Below are 26,704 nucleotides of genomic sequence, written 5' to 3'. Positions count from 1 at the left end.
ACATTTATATGAGATAACCCACATGAAACAAAAGAAAGCCTGGAGTTTTTTTCAGAGCCTGGGAAAGGCATTCATGTATCCCATTGCTCTGCTAAGTGTATGTGGCATGATGCTAGGGCTGGGAAGTGGTTTAGCCAGTGATGATATGGCAAAGTTAATTCCATTTCTGGCTATTCCAATAATTAAAACCATACTTGATTTCATTGTTAGTCTTGGTTTGTTTGCCTTTGTTAATTTACCTGTATTGTTTGCGATAGCGATTCCCTTAGGATTATTAAAAGATAAAGAGGATAAAGCCTATGGTGCTTTTTCTGGCTTAATTGGTTTTATGGCGATGCATCTGGGAACGAACTTTTATCTTAAACAGCACGACTTATTGGTCGCTGCTGACCAAATGTCGACACATGGGCAAACCATCATTCTGGGGATCCAGTCCTACAATACCAGCGTGTTAGGGGGAATTGTTGCTGGGTTATTAGTCGCCAGCATGTATAAAAAGATCGTTAATTTACGCATTCCTGAATCATTAGGTTTTTATAGCGGCCCACGTCTGGTGCCTATCATTACACTGATTGTGATGAGTGGATTTGGTCTGATCATCCCTTTTATCTGGCCGCCGTTTTTCAATCTTTTCATGCTCATTGGCCACTGGATTTCAACTTCCGGTCCTGTTGGCTATTTTTTCTATGCAGTCGCCGAACGCGTGACGATACCTTTTGGTTTAAATCACCTGGTGACGTCAGTTTTCCGCTTTACCCCCATCGGCGGATCGGCAGTGATCGGCGGCGAAGAGTATTATGGCACCCTGAACATGTTTATGGCGTACGTCAAAGAGAATGCGGTCATTCCGCTGGATTTGGCGGGGAAAATGGAACAGGGCAAACTGATGATTCAGTATGGTCTGGCTGGTGCCGCGCTGGCGATGTATCGCACTGCTCATGCTCAAAACAGAAAAGCTATCAAAGCATTGCTTATTTCCGGGGTGCTTACAGTCATTATTGGCGGCGTCAGCGAACCGATTGAGTTTCTGTTCTTATTTGTCAGTCCACTGCTGTTTGTCTTCCATGCATTTATGAATGGATTCGCCAACATGGTCTTGCCATATATGGGCGTGAAGATGGGATTTACTGGCGATCTGATTCAATTTATTAGCTTTGGCGTATTGCGTGGCACAAGAACAGGTTGGCCAATAGCGGTGTGTGTCGAAGTGGCCTATTTCTTTATTTATTACTTTGTGTTCCGTTGGACTATTCTCAAATTTAACCTGATGACGGTAGGCCGTGAAGAGTCCAGTCCTGTCACGCTGAACGCTCATGAGGATACGGCTATAGCGGATATCCCAACTCCTGATAAATCAGAGCTGCAAGCGGCGGAGCAGATGGTTAAGGCACTTGGTGGTAAAGAGAATATTAAGTCACTGGATAATTGCGTAACTCGTTTACGTTTAACAATCGCAGATATGGGATTGCTTGACGAGGCTGCAATAAAAAGAGCCGGCGGAATTGCGGTTGTTAAACTTGATCAAAATACCCTACAAGTCATTATCGGTACTAAAGTCATCGCCTTGCGTCGGGATATGGATAACTACATGGGGATATGCTGATGGATGTTTTTAATACTCCTATTTCCCGCAAAGGAACATATTGTACCCAATGGGACTTTTGCGAGGACAGATTTGGTGTAAAAGATGTATTACCATTCTCTATTTCAGATATGGATCTTCCGATACCAGACGCTATCACCAGAGCATTAAAAAAACGTCTGGAACACCCGATTTTAGGGTACAGCCGTTGGCAGCATGATGACTATCTGAATGCGATAGTCAATTGGTATCATCAACAATATAAAACTGAAATCAAACCAGAATGGATCACCTATAGCCCAAGCGTGATGTACTCCATTGCTAAAGCAATAGAGTTATTGACATCGCATGGTGATAATATTCTCGTTTTTACACCTGTCTATAATGCATTTTTTGATATAATTAAACATAGCGAGAGAAATATTCTGACAGCCTCTTTGATTATAAAAAATGAGGGGGGCTACGCTATCAATTGGCAAGATTTTGATCTTAAGATTCAAAGCGCAAAGATGGTGTTATTATGTAATCCTCATAACCCGACAGGAACAGTCTGGTCGGAAGAAGAACTGCATAAAATCGCTGCAAGCTGTACAAGGCATAATGTCTGGTTATGTTCAGATGAAATCCATAGTGATTTTGTTTTTAATCGTAGCTTTACATCCGCGCTTAAAATAAAAAAAGAAAAAGTAGTAGTATTTAACTCGATATCGAAAACATTTAATGTTCCTGCACTAACAGGATCGTATATGATTTCAACTGACGATAATTTTAATCATAAGTTCAGAACGATATCGAGGTATCGCGATTTTGTAAACTCCCCATCAGTACTGAATATAATTGCAACTATTATTGCCTATAACGAATGTGAGGGATGGTTAAAGTCATTAAAGGCACATATTGCCTCTAACATTCAATTCACCCAGCAGTATCTGAACGAAAACACTCCAGAATTGATCGTAAGGCCAGCTGATGGTTGCTATTTTTCGTGGATAGATTGCTCTGCTATTGGTTATCCCTTTGATGAATTCTACAGTCGATTAATTCATGAAGGCAAAGTGGGCATTATGGCGGGGAATGTCTATGGAACGGAGGGGGAGGGCTACCTTCGTCTGAACCTGGCCTGCGGTCGAGAAAAATTATATATGGGGCTTACGCGTCTTGCGAGTGTAATTAAAAATATTAATCAAGGAAAATAAAAATGAACAGCACGGATCTTATCCATCTCATTAAACATTTTATGCGTAACGAACATAAAGCAGTTGAAGAAGTTATTGATTCCCCCCTTTCGGAGGTCGCAAATTTAATTAAAGTATTACAGTCTTGTCAGGGGAAAGTTGTTTTTATTGGTGTCGGTAAGTCCGGTATTATTGCCCGAAAACTCGCCGCAACATTTGCCAGCACTGGAACTCCCTCGTTTTTTGTTCACGGTACGGAAGCGGTACACGGCGACCTTGGAATGGTGGCGAAAGACGATGTTGTTATTCTTATTTCAAACAGTGGTGAGACGGCGGAAATCCTGGCGACACTGCCTAGTCTGAAAAAAATGGGTAATTATTTGATCTCTTTTACACGCAGTCATCACTCATCGCTTGCGATAAGTTGTGATTTATCCGTTGAAATTCCCGTAAAAAGTGAGGCGGATAATTTAGGTTTAGCGCCGTCATGCTCATCAACAGTCGTTCTGGTTGTTGGTGATGCGGTGGCGCTTGCGCTCTCCGAATTGAAAAAGTTTACTCGTGCTGATTTCGGCTTATATCATCCAGGAGGTGCGCTCGGTATTAAAGCAAACTCATAATTTCAAAATATAAATACAGTAACCGGTCACGCCATCTTTTGGGGTGGCGTTCTTTGAAGTGAGTGTCAGCTATGAAAAATGTTCTGGTCACCGTCCCCAGCTTTTCAGCACGCTGTGTTTCCGCCAGCAAGTTGCTAAGAGAGAATAATTTTAATCTTATTATTAAGAATAATGTGGAGCATCTGCTTAAATCAGAATCCACTGCATTACGAGAATCTATTTGCGCGGTCATCGCCGGAAAAGATTGTTATCAGGCGGACACGCTATCATTGCTGTCTGGTGTGAAAATAATATCGAGATTCGGGACGGGGATAGACAATATTGATCTTCGTGCGGCACAGCAATCCGGTATTGTTGTCAATAATGCGGTTGGGATTAATTCAAATGCGGTTGCGGAATTTATCATTGGACTTATCTTCGCGAGCATGAGAAATATCCCCGGTAGCTATCATGCGATGCAAAATGGTTATTGGGGCGAGTCGCATGGCTGCGAGTTACAAGGTAAACGTATTGGCCTGCTTGGCTACGGCAATATTGGCAAAACACTGGCGAAAAGGTTATCTGGTTTTGATGTTGAGCTTTTAGCTTTTGACAAACAACCCGATTTCCAGGCCGCAGGCAAAGATGGAGTTCAGTTCGTATCAATTGAAGATATCTTTATGCAGTCTCATGTCATCATCGTTCTTTTGCCATTTTCTCCGGAGCTGGAGAACTTCATTAGTCATAAATATTTGTCGATGATGCGCAATGGTGCTCTGATCATCAACGCCGCAAGGGGAAAGTTGCTGGATGAGGGTGCTTTACTTCAGGTAATTGAAGAACGAAATGTTTTTGCAGCACTGGATGTGTTTAGCTCTGAACCGCTAGCGCAATTTAGCCCATTGCTACATGCCAAGAATATCATTACAACGCCGCATATTGCGGCCGCCACCGTTGAGTCATACCAGCAAACCGGGATATACGTTGCCCAGTCGATAATTGATTACTTCGCAGGAAGGGAGATAAAAAACGTGCTGTGAGTTCAGCTAAGGAATATTTCAGGTACAAAAAAACCGCAATTTGTGAAACACATTGCGGTTTATCAGCATCATAAGTGTTGGTTGCGGGGGCCGGATTTGAACCGACGACCTTCGGGTTATGAGCCCGACGAGCTACCAGGCTGCTCCACCCCGCGTCACCGTACTGCTTTTACTTCATCAAATTTTGATTGGTTGCGGGGGCCGGATTTGAACCGACGACCTTCGGGTTATGAGCCCGACGAGCTACCAGGCTGCTCCACCCCGCGTCACCGTACTGCTTTACTTCATCAAATTTTAATTGGTTGCGGGGGCCGGATTTGAACCGACGACCTTCGGGTTATGAGCCCGACGAGCTACCAGGCTGCTCCACCCCGCGTCCGTGGATGCGCACTATACTCTGCTCGCGTTTTCATGCAACCTTTTTTTTACCCCGATCACGGATTTGGCATGATTTTGAACAAAAACAAATCACTAAAGCCTATTTTTTGTGCAAAATTTGCGTCGGGGAGAGGCTGCTCATTTCATTAAACGCGGCGGTTTGTTATCTTCGTTGCGCCTTATTTTTTAACCTGAAGAAGAGAACAATGAAAGGACGTTGGGTAAAGTACCTTCTTATGGGCACGGTTGTGGCAATGCTTGCCGCCTGCTCTTCCAAACCAACCGATCGCGGACAGCAATATAAAGACGGGAAATTTACCCAGCCTTTCTCTCTGGTGAACCAGCCAGATGCCGTTGGCGCGCCGATTAACGCCGGTGATTTTGCCGAGCAAATTAACCATATCCGTAATTCGTCACCGCGTCTGTATGGCAACCAGAGTAATGTTTATAACGCGGTGCAAGAGTGGCTGCGCGCAGGCGGTGATACCCGCAATATGCGCCAGTTCGGCATTGATGCCTGGCAGATGGAAGGTGCCGACAACTATGGTAACGTGCAGTTTACCGGTTATTACACGCCAGTAATTCAGGCGCGCCATACCCGCCAGGGCGAGTTTCAGTATCCGATTTACCGTATGCCGCCAAAACGTGGTCGTCTGCCGTCTCGTGCGGAGATCTACGCGGGGGCATTGAGCGATAAATACATCCTCGCTTACAGCAACTCTCTGATGGATAACTTCATTATGGATGTGCAGGGTAGTGGGTATATCGACTTTGGTGATGGCAGTCCGCTTAACTTTTTCAGCTATGCAGGGAAAAACGGTCATGCCTATCGCAGCATTGGTAAGGTGCTGATCGACCGTGGCGAAGTGAAAAAAGAAGATATGTCGATGCAGGCGATTCGTCACTGGGGTGAAACACACAGTGAAGCCGAGGTTCGCGAGCTGCTGGAACAGAACCCGTCTTTCGTCTTCTTTAAACCGCAATCTTTTGCTCCGGTGAAAGGGGCAAGTGCGGTGCCGCTGGTTGGTCGCGCTTCAGTTGCGTCCGATCGTTCCATTATCCCGCCTGGTACAACCTTACTGGCAGAAGTGCCGCTGCTGGATAATAACGGCAAATTTAACGGTCAGTACGAACTACGGCTGATGGTGGCGTTGGATGTCGGTGGTGCAATCAAAGGCCAACACTTCGATATTTATCAAGGTATCGGGCCGGAAGCCGGACACCGCGCAGGTTGGTACAACCACTATGGACGTGTTTGGGTGCTGAAAACCGCCCCGGGCGCAGGTAACGTCTTTAGCGGCTGATGTGTTATTCTGTATACCGTTTTGACGGATACGACAGGGTGAGGGATAACCTCGCCCTTTTTAATTCTGAGGTGCTATGTCTGTGGTAATTAGTGATGCATGGCGTCAGCGTTTTGGTGGCACAGCGCGTCTGTATGGTGAAAAAGCATTGCAACTGTTTGCTGACGCGCATATTTGTGTGGTTGGTATCGGTGGTGTCGGTTCCTGGGCGGCGGAAGCGCTGGCGCGCACGGGGATTGGCTCAATCACGCTTATCGATATGGATGATGTGTGCGTCACCAATACCAATCGGCAAATTCATGCCCTGCGCGATAACGTTGGGCTGGCAAAAGCGGAAGTTATGGCGGAGCGTATTCGCCAGATTAACCCGGAGTGCCGTGTAACGGTGGTGGATGATTTCGTGACGCCGGATAACGTAGCGCAGTATATGAGCGTGGGTTATTCGTACGTGATTGATGCCATTGATAGTGTACGGCCCAAAGCGGCGCTGATTGCTTATTGTCGGCGCAATAAAATCCCACTGGTCACAACCGGTGGCGCGGGTGGGCAGATTGACCCGACGCAGATTCAGGTTACCGATCTGGCGAAAACGATTCAGGACCCGCTGGCGGCGAAGTTGCGTGAGCGCCTGAAAAGCGATTTTGGCATAGTGAAAAACAGTAAAGGTAAGCTCGGCGTGGATTGCGTGTTCTCTACCGAAGCGCTGGTGTACCCGCAGTCAGATGGCACGGTCTGTGCAATGAAAGCTACGGCGGAAGGGCCAAAGCGGATGGATTGTGCATCTGGATTTGGTGCCGCGACGATGGTGACCGCCACCTTTGGTTTTGTTGCGGTTTCTCATGCGCTGAAGAAGATGATGGCGAAAGCGGCGCGTCAGGGGTAAACAATCAGGTCGGATGCGACGCAAACGTCCTTTCCGACCCGGTTCTGTGCTTAAACCTGCTTCGCCGCAGCGATAATCGCCTCGCTTAACGCATTCAACCCCTGGCTGCGTGAGGCGCTAAGTTGCGCACGCAATCCCAGCTCATCAAACAATGCCAGCGGCGACTGTGCCTGCAATTCGGCGGCGGTTTTGCCCTCAACGGCAGTCAACAACACCGCAAGCAGGCCGCGCACAATGCGTCCTTCGCTGTCGCCAAAGAAATGCATCTTGCCGTTTTCAGCCATGGTATATCCCAGCCAGACGCGGTTTTCGCATCCGGCAATCTCTTTAGCCTGCGCTTTTAACTCGTCTGGCAAAGCCGGCAGCTGTTTCCCCAGCATGATCAACTGGCGATATTTATCTTCCCATTGCGACAACGGTGCGAAGGTATTGCGTAACGTTTCTGCGGTTACGGTTGTGCCGAACGGATGTCCGGCGAATTGCGGGTTCGTCATTAATCCACCAATAATTCCAGCGCGCGGTCAACGGCATTCACCAGCGCATCCACATCACTCTTTGTATTATATGGCGCAAAAGAGGCGCGCAGTGTGCCGGTTACGCCTAATTCTGCCAGTAGCGGCTGAGCGCAATGCTGCCCGGCCCGCAGGGCAATACCGTACTCCGCCAGCAGTGTCACCATATCGCTGTGATGAACTCCAGCAAAATCAAAGGCCAGCAGGCTGGAATCCTGGCAGCGGAATGAACGAAAGCCTGGACGTTTCGCCAGCGCTTCTTCTGCAAGCGTTGCTAAGCTACGGCTCCAGCTTTCGGCCTGGTTGATATCGTAATCTGTCAGCCATTCCAGCGCCGCGCTTAATCCTATGACGCCAGCGACATTTGGCGTTCCTGCTTCCAGTTTCCACGGCGCAGATTGAGTCGTGAAGCCGTCAAAACTCACTTCGTGAACCATTTTGCCGCCGCCCAGCCAGGGCGACATCGCTTCCAGCAGTTCTGGTTTGCCATACAGCACGCCGATGCCTGTCGGGCCATACAGTTTGTGACCTGAAAAAGCATAGAAATCAATATCCAGTTGCTGAACATCCGCGGGGAAATGCACCGCCCCCTGAGCACCATCAACCATCACCACCATCCCGGCTGAATGAGCAAAAGTAATCGCTCTCGCCAGATCCGGGCAACCGCCAGTGACGTTCGACATCTGGCCCAACGCCAGAATCCGACTACGGGGAGTAATCAGTTCTGGCAACAAATCGACATCCGGCAGTCGCTGCGCATTAAGCGGCAATTTCACCACTTTGGCCCCCGTTTGTTGGGCGACCATCAGCCAGGGGACGAGGTTGGCGTGGTGTTCTGCCACACTGACAATAATTTCATCGCCCGGTTGCAGACGCGGACGCGCATAGCATTGTGCCACCATGTTGATGGATTCAGTGGTGCCGCGCGTCCAGACGATAGTTTTATCATCCGGTGCATTCAGTAATTGTGCCACTTTTTCCCGCGCAGCTTCGTAACGCGCGGTCAGGCGTTGGGCTTCGGCAAACTGGCTGCGATGGACGTTTCCGGCGCTCAGGCTATAAAACTGTCGGGTGGCTTCAACCACGGCTTCAGGTTTAAGCGCGGTCGCGGCGCTGTCGAGATAGACGCCCGCATCCTGTAGCGCGGGAAACTGGGCGCGAAACTGCGCGGGATTAAAAACGTTCATGGTACTCCTCGGCTTGATGCACCGATCGTGACGCAAAATTCACTTTGATACAAGGAGAGTGCTAACCATCAGAATTATCTGGATATCCTGGCGAAGCCGCGTCAGTAACATATGCTGAATAGTGTTAGGCGTTAATTTTAGCCTGTTAATCAATACTATTAAGATTTATTAATCGCTTTAAGGAGAAGATGATGAAAAAGACTGCCGCAATTATTTCTGCCTGTATGCTGACTTTTGCCCTGAGCGCCTGTTCCGGTTCGAACTATGTGATGCACACCAATGACGGACGTACCATCGTCTCTGACGGCAAACCACAGACTGATAACGATACCGGTATGATTTCGTATAAAGACGCTAATGGCAACAAACAGCAGATCAACCGTACTGACGTGAAAGAGATGGTCGAACTGGATCAGTAATTCGCGATCGCAAGGTAAAAAAAAAGCACCGCAATTAGGCGGTGCTACATTAATCACTATGGACAGACAGGGTAAATGTACAGGAAGTGAAAAAAGGTAGCTTTGCTACCATGGTCTGAATCGCAGACCAATTGCAAACACAACAACACAACATCACAACCGTAAGCCAAAAGTTCACCAGAACACGCATTCCGATAAAACTTTTCGTTCCGGCTCAGGAAGTGCCGCCACTATAGGTATTTGCTGGTAGAAGCTCAACGGACAATTTATAATGGCTCAGATTAAAAAAACTAATAGGTTACACAGTGTGATCTAATTGTTAAATTCATTTAACATCAAAGTTTAAAAGCCATGTCTAAACGATTACCACCGCTAAATGCCTTACGAGTTTTTGATGCCGCAGCACGCCATTTAAGTTTCACTCGCGCAGCAGAAGAGCTTTTTGTGACCCAGGCCGCAGTAAGTCATCAAATCAAGTCTCTTGAGGATTTTTTGGGGCTAAAACTGTTCCGCCGCCGTAATCGTTCACTCCTGCTGACCGAGGAAGGGCAAAGCTATTTCCTCGATATCAAAGAGATATTTTCGCAATTAACCGAAGCGACGCGTAAACTCCAGGCCCGTAGCGCTAAGGGGGCGTTGACGGTCAGTTTACTCCCCAGTTTCGCCATTCATTGGTTGGTTCCGCGACTTTCCAGCTTTAATTCAGCTTATCCGGGAATTGACGTTCGAATCCAGGCGGTTGATCGTCAGGAAGATAAGCTGGCGGATGATGTTGATGTGGCGATATTTTATGGTCGGGGCAACTGGCCGGGGCTACGGGTGGAAAAACTGTACGCCGAATATTTATTGCCGGTGTGCTCGCCGCTACTGCTGACTGGCGAAAAACCCTTGAAGACCCCGGAAGATCTGGCTAAACATACGTTATTACATGATGCGTCACGCCGTGACTGGCAGACATATACCCGACAGTTGGGGTTAAATCATATCAACGTTCAGCAAGGGCCAATTTTTAGCCATAGCGCCATGGTGCTGCAAGCGGCTATCCACGGGCAGGGAGTGGCGCTGGCAAATAACGTGATGGCGCAATCTGAAATTGAAGCCGGACGTCTTGTTTGCCCGTTTAATGATGTTCTGGTCAGTAAAAACGCTTTTTATCTGGTTTGTCATGACAGCCAGGCAGAACTGGGTAAAATAGCCGCCTTTCGCCAATGGATCCTGGCGAAAGCCGCTGCTGAACAAGAAAAATTCCGCTTTCGTTATGAACAATAATTTACGTAGGGTACGACCATGACCAGCCGTTTTATGCTGATTTTCGCCGCCATTAGCGGCTTCATTTTTGTGGCTCTGGGCGCTTTTGGCGCGCATGTGTTAAGTAAAACCATGGGGGCCGTTGAGATGGGCTGGATCCAGACCGGCCTCGAATACCAGGCGTTTCATACGCTGGCGATCTTAGGTCTGGCGGTGGCAATGCAGCGTCGCATCAGTATCTGGTTTTACTGGAGTAGCGTTTTCCTCGCGTTAGGCACGGTGCTGTTCAGCGGCAGCCTTTATTGCCTGGCGCTGTCCCATCTGCGTTTGTGGGCGTTTGTCACACCGGTTGGCGGTGTGAGCTTCCTTGCGGGCTGGGCGTTAATGTTAGTTGGTGCTATCCGTTTAAAGCGCAAGGGCGTAAGTCATGAATAAGGTTGTATTGCTGTGCCGTCCGGGCTTTGAAAAAGAGTGCGCCGCAGAAATTACCGATAAAGCCGGCCAGCGGGAAATTTTCGGTTTTGCCCGCGTGAAAGAGAATGCGGGTTATGTCATTTATGAATGTTATCAACCTGATGATGGCGATAAGTTAATCCGTGAGCTGCCGTTCAGTTCATTAATTTTTGCCCGCCAGTGGTTTGTGGTGGGGGAACTCCTGCAGCATTTGCCGCCTGAAGATCGTATTACCCCCATTGTCGGTATGTTACAGGGCGTAGTAGAGAAGGGCGGTGAACTGCGTGTTGAAGTTGCCGATACCAACGAAAGCAAAGAGTTGCTGAAATTCTGCCGTAAATTCACCGTGCCGCTACGCGCTGCCTTGCGTGATGCGGGTGTGCTGGCGAACTATGAAACGCCGAAGCGTCCGGTTGTGCATGTATTCTTTATTGCACCAGGCTGTTGCTATACCGGTTACTCATACAGCAACAATAATTCGCCGTTCTATATGGGCATTCCGCGCCTGAAATTTCCGGCAGATGCGCCGAGTCGTTCCACGCTCAAACTGGAAGAGGCATTTCATGTGTTTATTCCCGCGGATGAGTGGGATGAACGCCTGGCGAACGGGATGTGGGCGGTGGATTTGGGCGCTTGCCCAGGCGGCTGGACCTACCAACTGGTGAAGCGCAACATGTGGGTTTATTCCGTCGACAACGGCCCGATGGCGCAAAGTCTGATGGATACCGGGCAGGTAACGTGGCTGCGGGAAGACGGTTTCAAATTCCGTCCGACACGCAGCAATATCTCCTGGATGGTATGCGATATGGTTGAAAAACCGGCGAAAGTTGCGGCATTGATGGCGCAGTGGCTGGTTAATGGCTGGTGCCGTGAAACCATTTTCAACCTCAAACTGCCGATGAAAAAACGCTACGAAGAAGTGTCACACAATCTGGCGTATATTCAGGCACAGCTTGATGAACATGGCATAAATGCTCAGATCCAGGCGCGGCAGTTGTATCACGATCGCGAAGAAGTGACGGTGCACGTCCGCCGTATCTGGGCTGCGGTGGGTGGTCGTCGCGACGAGCGATAACAGGCAAGGCCGGGGCGTCGTCTCCGGCCTGCTACCCTTTCCGTCAGGCTGTTACCAAAGAAGCCGCAACCTGGCGCTCATCAGAAATAATGTGCGTGACCTCATCCAGATGCCCGATGCGGGCTTCCCCTGAACGATTAAATTTACTTTTATCAATCAATAACAACGATTGCGCGGCGCGTTTTAATAGCATTGATTTGTAATCAGCGTTGATGGCATTGGAGTCCCACAGTGCGCCGCTGCTATCGATCCCTTCACAAGAAAAAATAAACAGATCGATTTCCAGCGATTTAAGCTGGGAAATCAGCGAGGGATTGACGTAACAACCATATTTGCGCTCAAGTGTGCCGCCGGAACTGATCAGTTGAATGCGTTCACGTTTACCGAGTTCATGGCAAATCGGATGGCTATTGGTGAAGACCTGGATGTTGATGTCAGGCAACTGGCGTGCCAGATACCAGCAGGTTGAACTGGCGTCTAATGCTATTACCATCCCTTCTTCAATCCACGCGAGCGCCTCGCGCGCGATATCTGCTTTATGCGCATAATGGCTTTTCAACCGGATGTGAAAGGGATCGCCACTGTCTTGATTTTGACGGTGGATATATTTAGCGCGTCCATGATTGCGCAGAATTTTACCCTGCGTCTGTAATTCATTGAGATCGCGACGAATGGTTTCTTTACTGACCTTTAGCTGTTCAGAGAGAGCTTCCGTGGTCAGGCTGGTATGGTTCAGCAGCAGGTCGACTATCGCTTGCTGGCGTGCCGCTTTCATATTTTTCACCCCATCATTCGATAACCGCCCGCGTCATGCGGGCGTACCGGTATGAGATTACGGTGTTACCCCTTTTTTTAAAAGAATATTCCCGTACTTCGCTCGTTCGCCTGTGATAACGATCGCAAAGGCTTTTTGCGCCCGTTCATAAAACGCAAAACGATTGATGCGGATGATGTCAGGACAGGGGGCTTGTAGTGAAAGCGCATTACGATAACGTCGTTCTACTTCAGGATCGAGAGTGTCACCTTCTACCGCCGCCATCATCACCAGCGGCGGTGCATAACTGTCCAGTTCAAATAACGGGATAATCGCCTGGAGCAAGTCACTCACCAACAGGCCATCAGCGCGGATCACCTGCGGTCCCATCGAATGGGCGGGAAAGTGAGCATCGGAAAAAATAATTTCATCTCCATGTCCCATCTCTGCCAGCACTTTCAATAGTTCGGGAGAAATTAACGGCGAAATTGTTTTCAGCATTTCACACTTCCTCTATAAATTCAGGTTCAGTTTGCGGGTAGAAATAACGGTACTGATAATGAATCTGCGCGCGGGCTTCTTCCGGGCTGTTAAATTCCCCTACGCCATACCAACCGAACAGCGCAGCTCCTGCGACGGTCGTTTCTGCGTCGTCGAGAACTTTTACCGGAATATCAAGCATATTGGCTTTAATCTGATTCCACAATGTGTTGCGACTTCCTCCGCCAACTAACAATAATTCAGAGGCTTTAAAGTGCCCGATTTTTTCCAGCATCTGTAGATTGCGCTGTAATTGCGTGGTTAACCCTTCCAGCGCCGCGCGATAGAAATGCCCCCGCGTGGTATTAAGCGTCACTCCTTGCCAGCCAGCGTTCTGACACGACAATAAATCACACTGCATTTTCACTCCATCTGCGCCAGGAGCGATCAGACGAGCTTCTTCAATCAACATTTGCCAGGGAGTTTCAGCCGTCCAGAACAGTTTTCTCACCCATTCCAGCACGCCGGATGCCAGCCATTGCATACCTGGGTTATACAACCCTGCCTGGCTATCCAGTTCGCAGGTAGAACCGGCGTACTGACTTAACAGCGAAGTATCAACCTGGGCGCTGCGGACCATTAAAATTTCCCATGTACCGGAAGAGAGCACGGGTTCATTTTGTTCGGCACCAGCGCCAAAAAGGGCGAACTGGGTATCGTGACCTGCGGAAATCACCGGTATGCCAACGGGTAAGCCGAGCATTGCTGCGGCGCTGTTCTGTAGCGTACCAATCTGTTCACCCGCTTCCACCAGACGAGGGAAGAGTCGGCGTGGAATACCGGTGGCTTGTAAAATTTGCGGACTGAAATCGCGTTGCTGGATATCCAGCATCTGGCTGGTTCCGGCCATCGTAATATCAGTAGTGAATTCGCCGGTTAAACGGTGGTTAATCAGCGACGAAATAAAGAGCCAGGCGTGCGCGCGTTCCAGCAGTTGTGGATGATTTTCTTTCAACCACACCAACTTATATAACGTATTGAAACTAAAGGCTCCGACTCCAGAAATAGCCTGCAACTGCTGTGCGGAGATCAACCGTTCAATATTGTCCATTACCGCGGCTGTTCGCGGACATTTCCAGCTAATGATCGGATAGAGCAGATTGCCTTGCTTATCTACCAGAGCGCCATCCACACCAAAGGTGGTGACGGCGATACCGCGGATGTGGCAATCAGTCAGTTCACTATTGATTTGCCGACAGCAATCAGCAAAGCGTTGCAAAATGGCGTCTAAAGACCACTGGTGCCAGGTGTTGTTTTCCATCGCGATATCGCTGGCATTAGGCGTTGAGGCGCGGGCAACAATTTTTCCCTGCCGATTAACCGCGATGGCCCTGACATTGGTCGCGCCACAGTCGAGTACCAGGATAACTTCTTGTTTCATAATCGCTCCTGCAATATAGCCGGATAACATTGCTTATCCGGCTAACCACTCTTGCTTGTTCAGGCCCGGTAGCCGGAGCGACCGGGCATCACATCAGGGAGTAATGTATTAACGCTTGTACAACGGGCCGTAGTTCTGGCAAGCGCGGTAATCCTGGCCTTCAATATCCATGCCGTGCGCGGCCCAGGCAGAAGGACGATACACTTTGGTCTCTTCAACGTTGTGCATACATACCGGGATACGCAGCATGGAGGCAAGAGTGATAAAGTCTGCGCCAACGTGGCCGATGGTCAGAACCCCGTGGTTAGCGCCCCAGTTCGCCATTACCGAGTACACATCCGTAAACGGCCCTTTACCGGTGAGGCGCGGTGCAAACCAGGTGGTTGGCCAGGTTGAGTTGGTGCGTTTGTTGAGGATGTCATGCACATCCTTCGGCAATTCCACGCTCCAGCCTTCCGCGATTTGCAGTACCGGTCCCAGGCCTTTGATGATGTTGACACGAGTCATGGTGAACGGGACGCCGCCTTCGGTAAGGAAGCGGGAAGAGTAACCGCCGCCACGGAAGTATTCGTGGATCGCCGGGCACCATTCGGTAGCGGCGAGGCAAGCGTCAGCCTCTTGCTGAGAGATTTCCCAGTGCGGCTTCATCGTCGGGTTACCTTCGCTGTCGCGTTGTTTACAGGAACCGTCCAGCGCAGCAGAACCGGAGTTGATCAAATGGATGATGCCGTGTTCTGCCAGTCCATCGAGTTTATGCCCCGTTACACGCTCAATTGCTTCTGGTGACCAGTAGGTACGCACATCGGCAAATACCTGAGCGGTGCCGGTGAGTTGGTGACCCATTAGCATTGCCACGCCGTTAAGACTGTCGTTTTCGGTCGCCACGACAAAGGGTTCGCGCACGCCATTCCAGTCAAATGAACTGTTGAGGAGCGCTTCGGCGGTGTCACCATTGGGATATTGATCGGTCCAGTGGCGTTGTCCCTGGAAGCCCGCAGCGATGGCGTTGTAGCCAAGTGATTCTTCCACGCGACCAATATCGGCCAGTTTGCTGTTGCCTTGCATCATGTCGCGGATACACATCGCCATCAGTAAACTTTCGCGCAGAACTGCGCGGCTTTGCTCGGCATTGCGTTGATACTGTTTGTTATTTTCATCTTCGCCATAACGGAAGTTTTTATCAGCCCAGGCCAGCGCCATTTCCAGTTCGGCTTCGTCGTAAATCTTCTGATCGATACGGCGACGCAGTTCGGTCATATCCACCGCCTGGACTTTCATTCCCAGCCAGGATTCAAAGAAGTTGTGATCAACAATAGAACCGGCGATACCCATCGAAACGCCGCCCAGCGACAGATAGCTTTTACCTTTCATGCTGGCGACGGCCAAACCGGCGCGGGCAAAGCGCAGCAGTTTTTCTTCAACATCAGCAGGAATCGATGTGTCATCGGCATCCTGAACGTCATGACCGTAAATGGAGAATGCCGGGATGCCTTTCTGGCTGTGAGCTGCCAGAGCCGCTGCCAGGTAAACAGCGCCGGGACGTTCGGTGCCGTTAAAGCCCCAAATGGCTTTCGGGCGGGTTGGATCCATGTCGATGGTTTCACTGCCATAGCACCAGCAAGGGGTTACCGTAATGGTGAGGCCTACATTCTGACTGCTGAATTTTTCTTCGCAAGCAGCGGCTTCAGCCATACCCGCGATACAGGTATCGGAAATGACACACTCGACGGCAGCTCCACAGGCATGGCGCAGTTTCTCGGTCAGCAGTGCGGCCGTGGCTTTCGCCATATTCATTGTTTGTTCTTCAAGCGACTCACGAACACCCATGCGACGACCGTCAATAACCGGGCGGATACCAATTTTCGGTAAGCTGATTTTTTTCATTACAGATTCCTCACTTTATTCGGAAAATATGTTCAGTTAGTTGCCGTTTGAGAACGGAAACGGGCAAAGATAAAGATGACTGCGAAGCAGAGTGCGGGGATCAGTTCAGCTGTGGGGATGTTGCCCGCAGCGTCACTGACAAAACCCATGACCGGAGTGACAATACCGCCGCCAATAATGGTCATAACGATGAAGGACGAACCGTATTTGGTGTCCTGGCCGAGATTCTTAATGCCCAGCGAGAAGATTGTTGGGTACTGAATCGACATAAAGGCACTGCATAAAGTCAGGGCTATTAAACCCACATGACCGCCAGCGAAGGCTGAGATCAGGCACAGTGCCATAGCAATTAATGCGTAGGCTGCCAGGACTTTGTGTGGTGCGAAGCGACTGATGAGCCAGGTACCGGTGAAACGACCAATAAAGAAGCACACCATGGTTCCGGTTAAATAGTTAGCGGCAAAGCCTGCTGTCATACCTGGAATTTCTTCTACAGCGTAGCGAATTAAATAGCTCCAGCAGGCCGTTTGTGCGCCAACGTAGCAGAATTGCGCTAATACTGCCCAGCGCCAGTGGCGAATACGCGCCAGGCGAGAAAGCGATGCGGAGAACGATCCTTGTTTGGCGTCACTGTGATTATCACTCTGCAATGCCGGGAATTTCGTCAGCATGATCAGCAGGGCGACCAGTAACACGATAGCCACGATGATCATATAAGGTGTCTGTACCGATAATACCAGGCTGTGTTTATACGCACTCAATTGCTCTGGAGACATTTTATCGAGAACGTCTTGCGATTGATGTGGCACGTTAGACAAAATAAGACTTTGCCCAAAGACAACCGCGATAATTGCGCCAAATGAGTTAAATGTTTGCGCAAGATTTAAGCGGAAGTGACCACTGCTTTCCGGCCCTAATACCGTAACAAAAGGGTTTGCGGCAGTTTCCAGACAACCTAATCCGGCTGCAATAATAAATAGGCCAACTAAAAACAAGGTGTAGTTCATTATTTCTGCGGCGGGCCAGAATAATGCAGCGCCGAAGGCATATAAAAACAATCCGGTAATAATCCCTGCTTTATAACTGAGTTTTTTCATCAATATCCCGGCAGGGATTGGGATAATGAAATAACCAAAGTAAAAGGCCGATTGGATCAGGCCAGCCTGGAAATTTGTCAGCGTAAAAGCCTGCTGGAATTGAGGCAATAAAATGTCGTTAAGGTTATTGGCTACCGCCCAAAGAAAAAACAGTGAGCACAGCAGTGCAAATGGAATAATGTAACTTCTGCTTTGCCCTGCATCTTTATCTACCGCACGGTAACTCTGCGTTTGTATTGATGTGTTTCCCATAGCATCCTCTTAGGTTCAGAAGCTTAAGCACGTAATCGGTTATGTTTTCAAAAGTGCAAAACCAGCGAGTTCGGGCTTCATATCAGTAAATATTTGCCTGTCTGAAATGAACTCATGGATTCATTTTCAAATAAAAAACGCTCTGTAATATGACGGCGGTCACACTTATTAGCCGGAAGGTGACTTTATGTGACTACCATCACTTTAATAATCGAAATTTCATGCCCGTTTCAGAAAATAAATCATAAAAAACACAAACCAGATGACCGTATTAATTGTTTGTGCCGAAAACGGGCATTCCTGGCAGGGAAGAGTAGAAAAATGACCGTTTTGATAAATATTTTTAAGAGCGGTCATTTTTAATGGGGTTATAAAAAGAGAAATTGCAGTTATTTACTGTGATTAGTTGAACCAGGTCACAAAATATAAGCTTGTGAATTTCTTTCTGGTTAATCAGGAAGAATATGGTGAGTAATTAAACGGCTAATTCAATAGTGTGAAAGGAACAACATTATTGCCCTGTTTTGAATCAGAGAGAGGTAGCTAATGGAACGAAATAAACTTGCTCGTCAGATTATTGACACTTGCCTGGAAATGACTCGCCTGGGGCTGAACCAGGGGACAGCGGGTAACGTCAGTGTACGTTATCAGGATGGGATGCTGATTACGCCTACAGGTATTCCATATGAAAAACTGACGGAGTCGCATATTGTCTTTATTGATGGCAACGGCAAACATGAGGAAGGAAAACTCCCCTCAAGCGAGTGGCGTTTCCATATGGCGGCCTATCAAAGCAGACCGGATGCCAACGCGGTTGTTCACAATCATGCCGTTCATTGTACGGCAGTTTCCATTCTTAACCGACCGATCCCCGCTATTCACTACATGATTGCGGCGGCTGGCGGTAATTCTATTCCTTGCGCGCCTTATGCGACCTTTGGAACACGCGAACTTTCTGAACATGTTGCGCTGGCTCTCAAAATTCGTAAGGCAACTTTGTTACAACATCATGGGCTTATCGCTTGTGAGGCGAATCTGGAGAAAGCGTTATGGCTGGCGCATGAAGTTGAAGTGCTGGCACAACTTTACCTGACGACCCTGGCGATTACGGACCCGGTGCCAGTGCTGAGCGATGAAGAGATTGCCGTAGTGCTGGAGAAATTCAAAACCTACGGGTTACGGATTGAAGAGTAATTTCGTAAAGCAACAAGGAGAAGGATGATGGCTAACAGAATGATTCTGAACGAAACGGCATGGTTTGGTCGGGGTGCTGTTGGGGCTTTAACCGATGAGGTGAAACGCCGTGGTTATCAGAAGGCGCTGATCGTCACCGATAAAACGCTGGTGCAATGCGGCGTGGTGGCGAAAGTGACCGATAAGATGGATGCTGCAGGGCTGGCATGGGCGATTTACGACGGCGTAGTGCCCAACCCAACAATTACTGTCGTCAAAGAAGGGCTCGGTGTATTCCAGAATAGCGGCGCGGATTACCTGATCGCTATTGGTGGCGGTTCTCCACAGGATACGTGTAAAGCGATTGGCATTATCAGCAACAATCCGGAGTTTGCCGATGTGCGTAGCCTGGAAGGGCTTTCCCCGACCAATAAACCCAGTGTACCGATTCTGGCAATCCCCACCACAGCAGGTACTGCGGCAGAAGTGACCATTAACTACGTGATCACTGACGAAGAAAAACGGCGCAAGTTTGTTTGCGTTGATCCGCATGATATCCCGCAGGTGGCGTTTATTGACGCTGACATGATGGATGGTATGCCTCCAGCGCTGAAAGCCGCGACGGGTGTCGATGCGCTCACTCATGCTATTGAGGGGTATATTACCCGTGGCGCGTGGGCGCTAACCGATGCACTGCACATTAAAGCGATTGAAATCATTGCTGGGGCGCTGCGAGGATCGGTTGCTGGTGATAAGGATGCCGGAGAAGAAATGGCGCTCGGGCAGTATGTTGCGGGTATGGGCTTCTCGAATGTTGGGTTAGGGTTGGTGCATGGTATGGCGCATCCACTGGGCGCGTTTTACAACACGCCACACGGTGTTGCGAACGCCATCCTGTTACCGCATGTCATGCGCTATAACGCTGACTTTACCGGTGAGAAGTACCGCGATATCGCGCGCGTTATGGGCCTGAAAGTGGAAGGTATGAGCCTGGAAGAGGCGCGTAATGCCGCTGTTGAAGCGGTGTTTGCTCTCAACCGTGATGTCGGTATTCCGCCACATTTACGTGATGTTGGTGTACGCAAGGAAGACATTCCGGCACTGGCGCAGGCGGCACTGGATGATGTTTGTACCGGTGGCAACCCGCGTGAAGCAACGCTTGAGGATATTGTAGAGCTTTACCATACCGCCTGGTAAATGCGCTGATGTGATAATGCCGGATGCGACGCTAGCCGTGTCTTATCCGGCATATAAGTGCATTAAATTCAATGTGTTGATAATCGTTTGCATCCGGCACGCCGTTACCGTACCAACCGCAATTGCTGTAAATTGCCGTCGATATGCAAATCGGTTTGTAAGCGGGCAATATCGCGGCACAGAAACGCCATCTCTTTATGGGTTTCTAATTTTTTGCGCCACTTTTCGGCAACCGCATCCAGATTCTCATATATCCCTTCCAGACTCTGAAACTCGACCAGTAGCTGTGTGGCGCTTTTTGGTCCGATCCCCGCAACACCCGGTACCTTTGAACTGCTGATCCCCGCAAGCCCCCAGTAATCGGGCAACTGCTGCGGTTGAACGCCAAATTCTTTATCGATAAATGGCGCATCCAGCCAACGTTTCTGGAAGTAATCACGAATACGTAATGTCGGTGAAAGTAACTGACAGTAGCCTTTATCTGTCGAAACAATCGTTGCCTGATGCCCGGCCTGTGTCACTTTGACCGCCAGCGTGGCGGCTAAGTCATCGGCTTCGTTGCCGCTGGCGGACCAGCACGGGACGCCGCGTTGCTCAAAGGCGGCGCGTAATGCAGGTATCTCGTTGTGCAACTCTTCCGGCATTGGTGGTCGACCCGCTTTGTAATCTGGTAAACGCTGATGACGCCAGCCGCTACTGCGGTTTTCATCATCAAAAACGGCGACCGCGTGGGTTGGCTGGCTGTGCATAATGAGCTGATCGAGCGCGTGCTGGCAGGTTTCGACACAGGGCGAACCCTGAACGGCATGAATGCGACGAATAAGATTCAGTGCATCGACAATAAGCAAATGAACAGCCACGATAACCCCCTTAAAGATCAGGCGATAAGGGTAACATTCGATGCCAGAACAGGCTATGGCTGGATGAGAAAACGGGAAGAGGCCTCGCAAAACGAGGCCTCCGGGAGAGATTAATCGCAGGCAACGATCTTCATTGCCAGGCCACCGCGAGAGGTTTCGCGGTACTTGGCGTTCATATCTTTACCTGTTTCGTACATGGTCTCGATAACTTTATCGAGGCAGACGCGCGGCTCGCTGGTACGGCGCAGCGCCATACGTGCAGCATTTACCGCTTTCACTGCCGCAATGGCGTTACGCTCGATGCATGGCACCTGGACCTGTCCAGCAACCGGGTCACACGTCAGACCGAGGTTGTGCTCCATGGCGATTTCCGCCGCGATGCACACCTGCGCCGGGCTTGCGCCTAACAGTTCTGCCAGACCAGCCGCCGCCATTGAGCACGCCACGCCAACTTCACCCTGGCAACCCACTTCGGCACCAGAAATCGACGCGTTCATCTTATAAAGAGAACCAATGGCGCTGGCTACCAGCAGGTAACGAGCCAGTGAGTTAGCGTTCACTTCGCGGATAAACTTATCGTAGTACGCCAGCACAGCTGGGATAATCCCGCACGCACCGTTAGTCGGCGCAGTCACCACGCGACCGCCAGCAGCGTTCTCTTCGTTCACTGCCAGTGCAAACATGTTGATCCAGTCAACAACCGCCATCGGGTCAGTGGTGGTTTTATCCTGGCTGACCAGCATCCGGCGTAGTGCCGCAGCACGGCGTGGAACGCGCAGTTTGCCAGGTAACACGCCTTCGGTAGAAATACCGCGCTCAATACCGCCACGCATGACTTCCCAGACGTTCGCCAGGTGCTGTTCCAGCTCTTCTTTGCTGTGCAGCGCCAGCTCGTTTTTCATCATCAGGCCAGAGAGTGACAGCCCGGTTTCCTGACAATGTTTTTGCAGATCGGCTGCTGAACTGTACGGATAAGGAACTTCAACCGGTGCGCTATCCTGCTGACCAAAATGTTCTTCATCAACAATAAAGCCACCGCCGATAGAGTAATAAGTCTGGCTGTAAACGACTTTATCGCCCGCCAGCGCGGTAATGCGCATACCGTTTTCATGCAGAGAAAGGTTGTCGGCATGGAAGTTCATGCACTGATCAACCGGGAACTCCACTTCATGCTGACCGTTTGCCAGCATCAGGCGACCATGAGTATTCACATCCTGAATAAAACCAGGGATGGAATCGATATCCACGGTATCCGGCAGGTTACCCGCCAGACCCATAATTATGGCGATATCAGTGTGGTGGCCTTTACCGGTCAGAGAGAGCGAGCCGTACACGTCAACCACCACGCGGGTCACGTCTTTAAGCAGGTCACGGGCAATCAGATCGTCGGTAAATTGTTTACCCGCTTTCATTGGTCCAACGGTATGAGAACTGGAAGGGCCAATGCCGATTTTGAAAATATCGAATACGCTAATCATAGGAAATACATCGCGTTAAAACGGAGGAAGCGCCGCCCGAAAGCGGCGCGAAAGGACTTAGCTGAACAGAGAGTAGAAGATTGCGGAGATTGCAATCAGACCCATCACGACAACGAATACGTTGCTGATGTGACCGCTGTACTTACGCATTGCCGGTACTTTCTGAATTGCGTACATCGGCATCAGGAACAGGATCATCGCGATGATTGGGCCGCCCAGGGTTTCAATCATACCCAGGATGCTCGGGTTCAGGGTGGCAACAATCCAGGTCGTTACCAGCATGAACAGCGCAGTGATACGGTTCAGCTTGTTGATTTCGATAGACTTACCTTTACCACGCAGAGATTTAATCACCATACCGTTGAAGCCTTCACGTGCGCCCAGGTAGTGGCCGAGGAAGGATTTGGTGATAGCGATAATCGCGATAATCGGAGCCATCCACGCGATGATCGGCGCGTTAAAGTGGTTAGCCAGGTAAGACAGAATCGAGATGTTCTGCTCTTTAGCCGCAGCCAGGTCTGCCGGAGTCAGGCTCAGTACGCAGCTGAAGACGAAGAACATTACGGTCAGCACCATCATGATGTGTGCGAATGCCAGGATCTTAGAGCATTTCTGTTCTGCCATATCGCCGTACTCTTCACGCTTCGCAACGGCGAAAGAAGAGATGATCGGAGAGTGGTTGAACGAGAACACCATTACCGGAATTGCCAGCCACAGGGTCATCCACAGACCGTTTCCGGTTGCAGATGCAGTGTCCAGAGACAGTGTTTCCAGTGCTGCGCCGTTCCACTGCGGGATCAGGTACAGAGCCAGCAGCATCAGTACGCCAACAAACGGGAATACCAGAATGCTCATCGCTTTAACGATCATCTGCTCACCGAAGCGAACGATGGTCATCATACCCACGATCAGGATCAGCGACAGAATCGCACGCGGCGGTGGTGTCATACCCAGCTGGTGAGACATGAAGCTTTCAACTGTATTGGTGATTGCCACGCTATAAACCAGCAGGATCGGGTAGATAGCGAAGAAGTAGAGCAGGGTAATCAGTTTACCTGCGCCAATACCAAAGTGTTCTTCTACAACCTCGGTGATGTCTTCGCCTGGGTTTTTACCAGACAGTACGAAGCGAGTCAGGCCGCGGTGAGCAAAAAATGTCATCGGGAACGCAAGGATAGCCATGATGATCAGCGGGATCATACCGCCAACACCGGCGTTGATTGGCAGGAACAGCACGCCCGCGCCGATTGCCGTGCCGTAAAGGCCCAGCATCCACATGGTGTCTGTCTTGCGCCAGGCACTACGAGAGTCTTTCGACGCAATCGTGCTGGTTTGAGTCGTTTCCATCTATTTCTCCTGGAGGAATGCAAATAATTCAGCTTTTAGCCAGTTCAGCCCGGGAAGGTGCCTGACCGTAAAAATGAAATCTGTCTATCGGCGATGGCTTAATCATTTACCGCCGTAATAATTTGAGGGCGGAAAGATACACACAAGTTATGTATCTATCAGTGATCTTGATCCCAAATACAATAATCTACTTGGAAGATAGATTATCCCAACGCTTTACTCTGTAAATCAAAAGTAAAAGAGAATTTAAGGGCAATATTTGCCCATTAAACGACATCTGACTTCTTCCGGGGCGCGCAATATATGTAGGTTGAACTGAAAAAATCAATACTTTTAGTTAATCATGGCGATAATTTCTTTTTCATAGCGATAAAATGTGGTTTATGAAAATAGGGAAACGTTTGCGTTACAACATAAATTGTATGACATATTAACTATAATGATATTTATCGCGTGAGGGTGGTAAGAAACATTCATATAACAAATGAAATAAATTGATGGGTATGTGACCAAAAACGAGAAAACCCGGCAACAAACGTCACCGGGGGAGGGAGATTACGTGCAGATTTCGTAGCAAGGGATGTAGGCTGAGCCTGGCAACTTCATACGATGCTGGGCAACAAAACCCTGTAGCAGGTCATCCATACGACGCATAATCTCTTTATCGCCGTTGATTTTATAAGGACCAAACTCTTCAATGGCGCGAATACCGACTTCTTTTACGTTACCCGCCACAATACCGGAGAACGCACGGCGCAGGTCGGCAGCCAGCACTTCAACGGGTTGATCCGGGTAAAGCTTCAGATTAGCCATATTCTCGTGAGACGGCTCAAACGGCATTTGCAAATCTGGCGCAATGCGCATTGACCAGTTAAAGCTGTAGGCATCGCCTGTGTCGCGGCGATTTTCTTTCACCAGCGGCATCGATTTTTTCATCTGACGAGCGACTTCAGCGGCGTCATCAATGATGATGCGGTAATGGCGGCGCGCGTTTTCACCCAACGTATGCACGACAAACTCGTCCAGTACGCGGAAGTAGTCGGCGCTCTCTTTCGGGCCGGTGAGGAGCAATGGTAAAACCTGATCTTTGTTGGCCGGGTTCATTAAAATTCCCAGCAAATACAGCAACTCTTCTGCCGTACCCACACCGCCAGGGAAGATAATGATACCGTGAGCGATACGGACAAACGCTTCCAGACGTTTTTCGATATCCGGCATGATGATCAATTCGTTGACCAGCGGGTTAGGCGGTTCAGCGGCGATAATCGATGGCTCTGTCATACCAATAAAACGACTGTCTTTGTAACGCTGCTGTGCGTGTCCGACCGCAGCACCTTTCATTGGCGCTTCCATCGCTCCCGGACCACAGCCGGTGCAGATATTCAGCTCACGCAGGCCCAGCTGATTCCCGACGCGACGGGCATACAAATACTCGTTTTCGTTAATTGAGTGCCCGCCCCAGCAGACCACCATATTTGGCGCTTCACCAACATGCAGCGCGCGAGCGTTACGCAAGATGGAAAAGACCAGGTTAGTGATGTGGACGGAGTTGTCGAGATTCAGGTTGGGAAAACGAACGGTGTTATGGATTTGCCCGTAAACGAAGAGAATGTCGCGCAGAACCGCGAACAAGTTGGCCTGCAAAGCGCGAATAATTCGCCCATCGACAAAAGCCTCTTCCGGGGGATTAATCAGTTCCAGCTTTACGCCGCGTTCACGGCGCAGGACGTTAATATCGAAATTTTCAAAACGAGACAGCAATTCTTTGCTGTTATCGGTCAAACTACCGGAGTTCAGTACGGCAAGTGAACAGTTGCGAAACAGTTGATAGAGGTCGCTGCTGGCGGTGCGTTTAAGCATATCCACTTCCAGCTGCGACAACATATCCATGGAGCCAAGCGGGCTAATATGTGTAATCAAGAAAAACTCCTTATGGGACGAATATCGTCATTCCCTTTGATTACAATAGCCCTGCCTGATGACCTTTCACAACCTTCTGCGTGAATCCAGCACGCAAAATTGAGAAAAAATTTATTGCCGAACCAGTCTTGTGGTCGATGGGACAAAATCGCTATTACTGCGCCACGGGTTAATGTCCAGACCGCCACGACGGGTATAACGTGCGTAAACGCTCAATTTCTCTGGCTGGCAGAAGCGTAACAGGTCATTAAAGATGCGTTCCACGCACTGTTCGTGGAACTCGTTGTGATGGCGGAAAGAGACCAGGTAACGCAGCAGTTTTTCTCTGTCAATTTGGCGTCCACGATACTGAATTTGGATCGATCCCCAATCTGGTTGATGGGTGATCAGGCAGTTTGATTTCAGCAGGTGGCTGACGAGCGTCTCTTCTACTACTTTTTCGCCACTGGTGGCATTCTCCAGATAGTCAGTAGTGAATTCATAGTTATCGATAGTGATATCCTGGTCATCAATGCAAGTGCCATTGAAATGACCTATCGGTTGGCCTTCCAGTTCATCAAGACGATATAACGCCACGCTAACCTTACCCTGAGCGCAAGTGCTTAAGTCGCGCTCCAGCGTCTGGCGCACCTCATCCCAGTTATTAAAACGCGTCTGGTTAAAACTGTTGAGATAGAGCTTAAAACTCTTCGACTCAATCAGATTTGCGCTGGTGTAATCAAGTTCAACATGACCGACGGCGACCTGCGGCAAACCTTTCGCATTCAGCCAGGAAAGTTCATATAGCGTCCAGATATCCGTACCGTGAAAAGGCAGGTTATCCGCTTTCAGACCCAGCGGATCGCGATTCAGACTACGCGGAACGCCTTGCAGTAGGCTGGCGTCATAGGTATCCCGGTAATCGGTTGATTTTCCAAGAGTCAGGCCCGCAAGTGCCTGATGGTTTGCATAAGAAGACATGTTTCA

24 protein-coding genes and 3 tRNA genes are annotated in these 26,704 nt (G+C 49.5%); 12 read left to right on the top strand and 15 right to left on the bottom strand.

The window, feature by feature from the left end:
- Positions 1-22 precede the first annotated feature (22 nt).
- From ACJHWR_RS20345 to ACJHWR_RS20330, 4 genes are all read left to right on the top strand, one after another.
- Positions 23-1,603, top strand: coding sequence for a PTS transporter subunit EIIC (locus ACJHWR_RS20345; protein WP_000810549.1), 1,581 nt, complete (start codon positions 23-25; stop codon positions 1,601-1,603).
- Positions 1,603-2,778: a MalY/PatB family protein gene (locus tag ACJHWR_RS20340; protein ID WP_000382399.1), complete on the top strand. Its 1,176-nt coding sequence runs from the start codon at positions 1,603-1,605 to the stop codon at positions 2,776-2,778. Before ACJHWR_RS20345 ends, ACJHWR_RS20340 begins: the two co-directional genes overlap by 1 nt.
- Before the next feature lie 2 nt (positions 2,779-2,780).
- The gene (locus ACJHWR_RS20335; RefSeq protein ID WP_001089170.1) at positions 2,781-3,377 is read left to right on the top strand and encodes an SIS domain-containing protein; all 597 of its coding nucleotides are present in this window, start codon (positions 2,781-2,783) and stop codon (positions 3,375-3,377) included.
- A gap of 71 nt (positions 3,378-3,448) precedes the next feature.
- The gene (locus ACJHWR_RS20330) at positions 3,449-4,396 is read left to right on the top strand and encodes a phosphoglycerate dehydrogenase (RefSeq protein WP_012311982.1); all 948 of its coding nucleotides are present in this window, start codon (positions 3,449-3,451) and stop codon (positions 4,394-4,396) included.
- A gap of 78 nt (positions 4,397-4,474) precedes the next feature.
- Here ACJHWR_RS20330 and ACJHWR_RS20325 read toward each other — a convergent pair.
- From ACJHWR_RS20325 to ACJHWR_RS20315, 3 genes are all read right to left on the bottom strand, one after another.
- Positions 4,475-4,551 (bottom strand) — tRNA-Met (locus ACJHWR_RS20325).
- A 34-nt stretch (positions 4,552-4,585) separates the two neighbouring features.
- Positions 4,586-4,662: transfer RNA gene (locus tag ACJHWR_RS20320), tRNA-Met, on the bottom strand.
- 33 nt (positions 4,663-4,695) lie between these two features.
- A tRNA-Met gene (locus ACJHWR_RS20315) sits at positions 4,696-4,772 on the bottom strand.
- Between the two features lie 208 nt (positions 4,773-4,980).
- Here ACJHWR_RS20315 and mltA point away from each other — a divergent pair.
- Both mltA and tcdA read left to right on the top strand, forming a co-directional pair.
- Positions 4,981-6,078, top strand: a complete 1,098-nt coding sequence (gene mltA / locus ACJHWR_RS20310; protein ID WP_000678646.1) for a murein transglycosylase A — start codon at positions 4,981-4,983, stop codon at positions 6,076-6,078.
- A 76-nt stretch (positions 6,079-6,154) separates the two neighbouring features.
- Complete coding sequence (tcdA, locus tag ACJHWR_RS20305; protein ID WP_000117737.1) at positions 6,155-6,961, top strand: tRNA cyclic N6-threonylcarbamoyladenosine(37) synthase TcdA; 807 nt, start codon at positions 6,155-6,157, stop codon at positions 6,959-6,961.
- Between the two features lie 50 nt (positions 6,962-7,011).
- Here the strand turns inward: tcdA and csdE are convergent, their stop codons facing one another.
- Complete coding sequence (gene csdE, locus ACJHWR_RS20300; RefSeq protein WP_000184244.1) at positions 7,012-7,455, bottom strand: cysteine desulfurase sulfur acceptor subunit CsdE; 444 nt, start codon at positions 7,453-7,455, stop codon at positions 7,012-7,014.
- Positions 7,455-8,660 carry a cysteine desulfurase CsdA gene (gene csdA, locus ACJHWR_RS20295; RefSeq protein ID WP_012311671.1) on the bottom strand — a complete coding sequence of 402 codons (1,206 nt, stop codon included), beginning with the start codon at positions 8,658-8,660 and terminating at the stop codon, positions 7,455-7,457. The genes csdE and csdA overlap by 1 nt, the downstream gene beginning before the upstream one ends.
- 191 nt (positions 8,661-8,851) lie before the next feature.
- Here csdA and ACJHWR_RS20290 point away from each other — a divergent pair, with 191 nt between their 5' ends.
- The 4 genes from ACJHWR_RS20290 (at position 8,852) to rlmM (ending at position 11,855) form a co-directional block, all read left to right on the top strand.
- Positions 8,852-9,079, top strand: coding sequence for a YgdI/YgdR family lipoprotein (locus ACJHWR_RS20290; RefSeq protein ID WP_000750398.1), 228 nt, complete (start codon positions 8,852-8,854; stop codon positions 9,077-9,079).
- 351 nt (positions 9,080-9,430) lie between these two features.
- Positions 9,431-10,348 carry a glycine cleavage system transcriptional regulator GcvA gene (gene gcvA / locus ACJHWR_RS20285; RefSeq protein WP_000044401.1) on the top strand — a complete coding sequence of 306 codons (918 nt, stop codon included), beginning with the start codon at positions 9,431-9,433 and terminating at the stop codon, positions 10,346-10,348.
- A gap of 18 nt (positions 10,349-10,366) precedes the next feature.
- Positions 10,367-10,762, top strand: a complete 396-nt coding sequence (locus ACJHWR_RS20280; RefSeq protein ID WP_000203905.1) for a DUF423 domain-containing protein — start codon at positions 10,367-10,369, stop codon at positions 10,760-10,762.
- A complete protein-coding gene (rlmM, locus tag ACJHWR_RS20275; RefSeq protein WP_001045520.1) occupies positions 10,755-11,855 on the top strand; it encodes a 23S rRNA (cytidine(2498)-2'-O)-methyltransferase RlmM in 1,101 nt (366 codons plus the stop codon). The genes ACJHWR_RS20280 and rlmM overlap by 8 nt, the downstream gene beginning before the upstream one ends.
- 43 nt (positions 11,856-11,898) lie before the next feature.
- On the opposite strand, the gene fucR is transcribed toward rlmM, so the two are convergent.
- The 5 genes from fucR to fucP form a co-directional block, all read right to left on the bottom strand.
- Positions 11,899-12,630 (bottom strand): L-fucose operon activator, encoded by a 732-nt coding sequence (gene fucR, locus ACJHWR_RS20270; protein WP_001308912.1) that lies wholly within the window; start codon positions 12,628-12,630, stop codon positions 11,899-11,901.
- 57 nt (positions 12,631-12,687) lie between these two features.
- Entirely contained in the window at positions 12,688-13,110 is a 423-nt protein-coding gene (fucU, locus tag ACJHWR_RS20265) for an L-fucose mutarotase (RefSeq protein WP_000920840.1), read from the bottom strand.
- Between the two features lies 1 nt (position 13,111).
- On the bottom strand, positions 13,112-14,530 hold the full coding sequence (fucK, locus tag ACJHWR_RS20260) for an L-fuculokinase (protein WP_000808356.1): 1,419 nt from the start codon (positions 14,528-14,530) through the stop codon (positions 13,112-13,114).
- Between the two features lie 108 nt (positions 14,531-14,638).
- Positions 14,639-16,414 (bottom strand): L-fucose isomerase, encoded by a 1,776-nt coding sequence (fucI, locus tag ACJHWR_RS20255; protein ID WP_000724164.1) that lies wholly within the window; start codon positions 16,412-16,414, stop codon positions 14,639-14,641.
- A gap of 32 nt (positions 16,415-16,446) precedes the next feature.
- Positions 16,447-17,763: an L-fucose:H+ symporter permease gene (gene fucP, locus ACJHWR_RS20250; RefSeq protein ID WP_000528587.1), complete on the bottom strand. Its 1,317-nt coding sequence runs from the start codon at positions 17,761-17,763 to the stop codon at positions 16,447-16,449.
- Between the two features lie 546 nt (positions 17,764-18,309).
- Between fucP and fucA the strand changes: the two genes are divergently transcribed.
- Both fucA and fucO read left to right on the top strand, forming a co-directional pair.
- Entirely contained in the window at positions 18,310-18,957 is a 648-nt protein-coding gene (fucA, locus tag ACJHWR_RS20245) for an L-fuculose-phosphate aldolase (RefSeq protein WP_000440770.1), read from the top strand.
- A gap of 27 nt (positions 18,958-18,984) precedes the next feature.
- Entirely contained in the window at positions 18,985-20,133 is a 1,149-nt protein-coding gene (fucO, locus tag ACJHWR_RS20240; RefSeq protein ID WP_000013586.1) for a lactaldehyde reductase, read from the top strand.
- Between the two features lie 104 nt (positions 20,134-20,237).
- Here fucO and xni read toward each other — a convergent pair whose 3' ends face one another.
- The 5 genes from xni to queF all read right to left on the bottom strand — a co-directional run bounded on the left by xni (position 20,238) and on the right by queF (position 26,698).
- The gene (gene xni / locus ACJHWR_RS20235) at positions 20,238-20,993 is read right to left on the bottom strand and encodes a flap endonuclease Xni (protein ID WP_012311754.1); all 756 of its coding nucleotides are present in this window, start codon (positions 20,991-20,993) and stop codon (positions 20,238-20,240) included.
- 110 nt (positions 20,994-21,103) lie between these two features.
- The gene (gene sdaB / locus ACJHWR_RS20230) at positions 21,104-22,471 is read right to left on the bottom strand and encodes an L-serine ammonia-lyase II (RefSeq protein ID WP_000626369.1); all 1,368 of its coding nucleotides are present in this window, start codon (positions 22,469-22,471) and stop codon (positions 21,104-21,106) included.
- 57 nt (positions 22,472-22,528) lie between these two features.
- Entirely contained in the window at positions 22,529-23,818 is a 1,290-nt protein-coding gene (sdaC, locus tag ACJHWR_RS20225; protein WP_000450473.1) for an HAAAP family serine/threonine permease SdaC, read from the bottom strand.
- A gap of 555 nt (positions 23,819-24,373) precedes the next feature.
- Positions 24,374-25,738 (bottom strand): nucleotide 5'-monophosphate nucleosidase PpnN, encoded by a 1,365-nt coding sequence (gene ppnN / locus ACJHWR_RS20220; RefSeq protein WP_000628004.1) that lies wholly within the window; start codon positions 25,736-25,738, stop codon positions 24,374-24,376.
- 111 nt (positions 25,739-25,849) lie between these two features.
- Entirely contained in the window at positions 25,850-26,698 is an 849-nt protein-coding gene (queF, locus tag ACJHWR_RS20215) for an NADPH-dependent 7-cyano-7-deazaguanine reductase QueF (RefSeq protein ID WP_000100411.1), read from the bottom strand.
- Between the last annotated feature and the right edge of the window lie 6 nt (positions 26,699-26,704).

This window comes from Escherichia sp. WS568 (assembly GCF_046486085.1).
Taxonomy (GTDB): Bacteria; Pseudomonadota; Gammaproteobacteria; order Enterobacterales; family Enterobacteriaceae; genus Escherichia; species Escherichia coli.
Note: the sequence above shows the minus strand (reverse complement) of the source record. Positions and strands in the feature narration are given on the sequence as shown.